General features: G+C 43.4%; 4 protein-coding genes and 1 pseudogene. All 5 read left to right on the forward strand.

Translation table 11 applies throughout. The annotated features are described in order from the left end of the window. Positions 1–857 (forward strand): BBE domain-containing protein (locus ACEW8S_RS01600; RefSeq protein ID WP_373516441.1); only part of this gene is annotated, 857 nt, incomplete at its 5' end. 254 nt (positions 858–1,111) lie between these two features. Next, positions 1,112–1,846 (forward strand): hypothetical protein, encoded by a 735-nt coding sequence (locus ACEW8S_RS01605; RefSeq protein ID WP_373516442.1) that lies wholly within the window; start codon positions 1,112–1,114, stop codon positions 1,844–1,846. A 37-nt stretch (positions 1,847–1,883) separates the two neighbouring features. Next, a complete protein-coding gene (locus ACEW8S_RS01610; RefSeq protein ID WP_373516443.1) occupies positions 1,884–2,285 on the forward strand; it encodes a RidA family protein in 402 nt (133 codons plus the stop codon). A gap of 135 nt (positions 2,286–2,420) precedes the next feature. Then, positions 2,421–2,939 carry a GNAT family N-acetyltransferase gene (locus ACEW8S_RS01615; RefSeq protein WP_373516444.1) on the forward strand — a complete coding sequence of 173 codons (519 nt, stop codon included), beginning with the start codon at positions 2,421–2,423 and terminating at the stop codon, positions 2,937–2,939. A 294-nt stretch (positions 2,940–3,233) separates the two neighbouring features. After that, positions 3,234–4,001 (forward strand): annotated as a pseudogene (locus ACEW8S_RS01620) (alpha-glucan family phosphorylase); the annotation flags it as partial.

Below are 4,001 nucleotides of genomic sequence, written 5' to 3' on the forward strand. Positions count from 1 at the left end.
CTGCCCATCCGGATTTGTTTTGGGCACTCAGAGGAGGCGGCGGTAACTTTGGCGTGGTGGTATCCTTTACTTTTAATCTTATCCCGGTGAAAAACGTTTATGCCGGCCCCATGTTCTGGCCTGTGGAAAAAGCGGAGGAAGCCATGAAGTTTTATGACAAAATCACCAAGGACGCTTCCGACGATCTTTATGGTTTCTTTGCCTTTTTGATCGTACCGCCTGGAGACCCTTTTCCCGAAAATTTGCATAACAAAAAGGTATGTGGGATCGTATGGTGCTATACGGGGTCGATGGAAAAAGCAGAGGAGGTTTTCAAGCCCGTTCGTGAATTTGGCCCGCCCATTCTAGATTGGGTAAGTGAAATGCCCATGCCCACCCTCAACGGTCTTTTTGACGACCTCTATCCCAAGGGACTACAGTGGTATTGGAAAGGCCATTATATCAACGAACTCACCGATGGGTGCATCCAAGAAAATATCAAATACGGGTCCAATCCCCCTACCTTTCATTCCACCATGCATCTATATCCCATAGACGGTAAGGTACATGAAACGGCACAGGAAGACACCGCATGGGCCAATCGTGGAGCACGTTGGGCACAGGTCATCGTAGGCGTGTCCCCAGATCCGGAGGATGCGGACAAAGTGACCCAATGGTGCAGGGATTATTACGAGGGTATGAAACCCTATGCCGCCGGTGGGGGCTATGTCAACTTTATGATGGACGAAGGGCAGGAACGTATCAAAGCCAGTTATAAGGGCAACTACGAGAGATTATCGAAGATAAAAAAGAAATACGATCCCGATAATTTCTTTCATATCAATCAGAACATCGTGCCGGCCAGTGGATCTTTATGATGGGACCGAAGATCGACTAGAAGCTGGAAACGTATTCTATTTACCATCTGGCCATACGGCAATTGTTCAAAAAGACATCAAACAAATTGATTTTAATCCATCAAAAGAATTCAAGGAAGTGATTGCCCATGTCGGCAAAAAAATGCCCGAACTAGGGGGGGGTAATTGTGAACTTTTCACGAGGGAATAAATAACAACCGAAGAAAATGGGAAGTTGTACCATACCTTTTAGTCGTTTGCATCTAATTGTATTTTTGCTATTAAGTTTACTCGTATCACATGGCCAAGCAGCTATTGATGGGAAAGTGCAAGGCGAGGACGGCAACGGTTTCAAATTTTCTGGTACAATTGGCTTGAACACCAACGGTATTTCCCCGGTACCGGCATTTTCATTGGGAAAGCCCGCAATAATGGGTTTTTTTTCGTTGCGGAAGAACAGGTTCAGTTTTGATCCAGAGGTCGCCTACGCCACGGACGGTGTCCCTTGGTTTTTCAGTAGTTGTTTTCGGTATCGAATCTTCGGTAAAAAGAAATTGGGAATAAAGGTGGCCGCAGTCTGGAATGTTTCGCACAGTTATCCCGAAGTCATCGAGAACGGTGTTTCAAAAACAATCACCAAAGCGGAGCGGTATCTGGTCTTTGAGTTTGTACCTACTTTTAAACTATCGGAAATGTTCAGCCTAGGGTCGGCCGTTTTCGTAGGTCGTGGCTTTGATAAAGGCTCGTTGAAACAAATGCACTTTATTTCATTGGTCGCGAACATTACAAAACTGCGATTGTCAGACAAACTGTATTGCAGCCTTTTCCCTCAAGTATTTTATTTGAATTTGGATGGTGATACGGAAAGTTTTTTTGTTTCCGGCGTTGCTGGGATTGGCCATAAAAAATTTCCGCTGTTTTTATCATCTCAAATCAACCAACCTGTGGTTACCTCTATTTCTCCCAATCCCGGATTTTCATGGAACGTCGGTTTGTCTTATAATTTTTAAGCATATTCGCCTCTTAAGACAAATAAAACTAACTTATATGAAAAAAGAATATATAAATCCCAAAACACTATTTGATTCCAGACCCCATGGATTTTCCCAAGTAGTGGTGGCCAGACCGGGGAAAATGGCTTTTATTTCCGGGCAGGTTGCATGGGACGCAAATCTAAATATCGTTGGCAAAAATGACTTGGCAAGTCAGACAAAAAAATCCTTGGGAAATCTAAAAACAGCAATGGAAGCCGCTGGCGGCACCTTAGAGGATATCGTAATGCTAAGAATCTACAAAGTAAATTACCAAAAGGAAGATGGGGCCGTGATAAGTCAAATTTTGAAAGAATATTTCAATACCCAAAACCTTCCGGCAAGCACTTGGATAAACGTAAAGGGGTTGGCCAACGAAGCGTTTTTAATAGAAATTGAGGCGCAGGCCGTAATATAGAAGCCCTTTTCACAAGTTCATGCCGGGGTTTATAAAATTTTATACTGAATTTTAAATTTAATATTAACCAGCTGTATTAATTTAAAAGTTCGAACTGTATTGATTAAATTGTAGTATACCATAATAAAAGCGATTTTGGAACATCAAACTATCACATTACGAAAGCTCTATCCCTCCGACAAAACCCAAATAGCCCAACTCGCCAACAACAAAAAAATCTGGGACAATGTTCGGGACGGTTTTGGCTACCCCTATACCGAAAAAAACGCGGAAGAATTCATATTGCGACAATCCAAAAGCGAAACGGAAAAGGTTTTTGCCATTGACTGCAACGGTGAACTATGCGGCCTGATCGGCCTGATCCTCCAAAAAGATGTCTATCGAAAATCGGCCGAAATCGGCTACTGGATCGGCGAACCCCATTGGGGAAAGGGTATCGTGACGAAAGCGATCGAATTGATCACCAGATATGCTTTTGAAGAATTGAAACTTATCCGAATCTTTGCAGGGGTTTTTGAGTACAATGTGGGTTCAATGCGTGTTTTAGAAAAGAATGGTTTCCGAAAAGAAGGTATCTCAAAAAAAGCGATTGTTAAGAACGGGAAACTTTGGGAAGAGCATAGATATGCGCTGCTCAATGAAAAATTATTCTAATACCATCCATAATATGTCCCAACGTGAAAAATCGTTTATTATAATGGCACTGCTAATAAGTGCGTAAATTCGAATTCACCTTATTAGCAAGAATATTTTCTTGCCTCTCGATCTTATATTCTGCATAAAATAAATGCTAATTCATAATAACTGCGATTATCAACCCGATTCACCCTGCATTTGAACCTGAAGCAAACAAATGTTCCCGATTATTCTTAGCCCCGTTTAGGTAAATTCAAGTAATCGGCTTACTTTTAGCGGCTTTATTAAAAATTCCCTTTAAAACCATCCAGTATGAAAAGTAAGTACAGCACTTGGTACCATCCGTATACACCCGCAAAAGAATTCAACAAAAAAACGGCCTATTTTAGCATGGAATTTGGCATAGACCAAGGCCTGAAGACCTATTCGGGCGGCTTGGGATTTTTGGCGGGATCGCATATGCGCTCCGCCTTTGACATGAAACAGAATGTAATAGGCATCGGCATGTTGTGGAAATACGGCTATTACGATCAAGGCCGTAACCACGACCAGACCCTCCGGGTCAATTCTATAGAGAAAAACTACAGTTTTCTTGAAGATTCCGGATTGCAGGTCGAGGTAAGGATCAATGGTAATTCTTCGGTACAAGTCCGCGCCTTTGTGCTGAAACCGGAAGTGTCGGGAACGGCACCCCTCTATTTTTTGACTACCGATGTCGAGGGCAACGACTACCTTTCCCGAACGATTACCGACCGTCTATACGATGCCAACGAGGATACCCGTATCGCCCAAAGCATTATTTTGGGCATCGGTGGGGCTAAGATCGTCGAGGCCTTGGGCGGTGCCGATGTATACCATCTAAACGAGGGACACGCCCTTCCCGCTTTCTACTATTTGCGCGACCGCGGTGTTAAAAAATCGCAAATGGTCTTTACAACACATACCCCCGAAAAGGCCGGCAATGAGGAACGGGGCGGGCACCAGCTGAACGGTTTTGGATTTTTCGGAAGAAAGCTCTCGGAAAAGGAATTGAAAAAGGAAACCATCGACGGAGGCCTCTTGAATTATACCGTTTCCGCA

This window comes from Pricia sp., assembly GCF_041745955.1.
Classification (GTDB): domain Bacteria; phylum Bacteroidota; class Bacteroidia; order Flavobacteriales; family Flavobacteriaceae; genus Pricia.

What these genes read in the sequence shown, in the direction of transcription:
- ACEW8S_RS01610 (WP_373516443.1), top strand. Translation starts at nt 1,884, where the DNA reads ATGAAAAAAGAATATATAAATCCCAAAACACTATTTGATTCCAGACCC.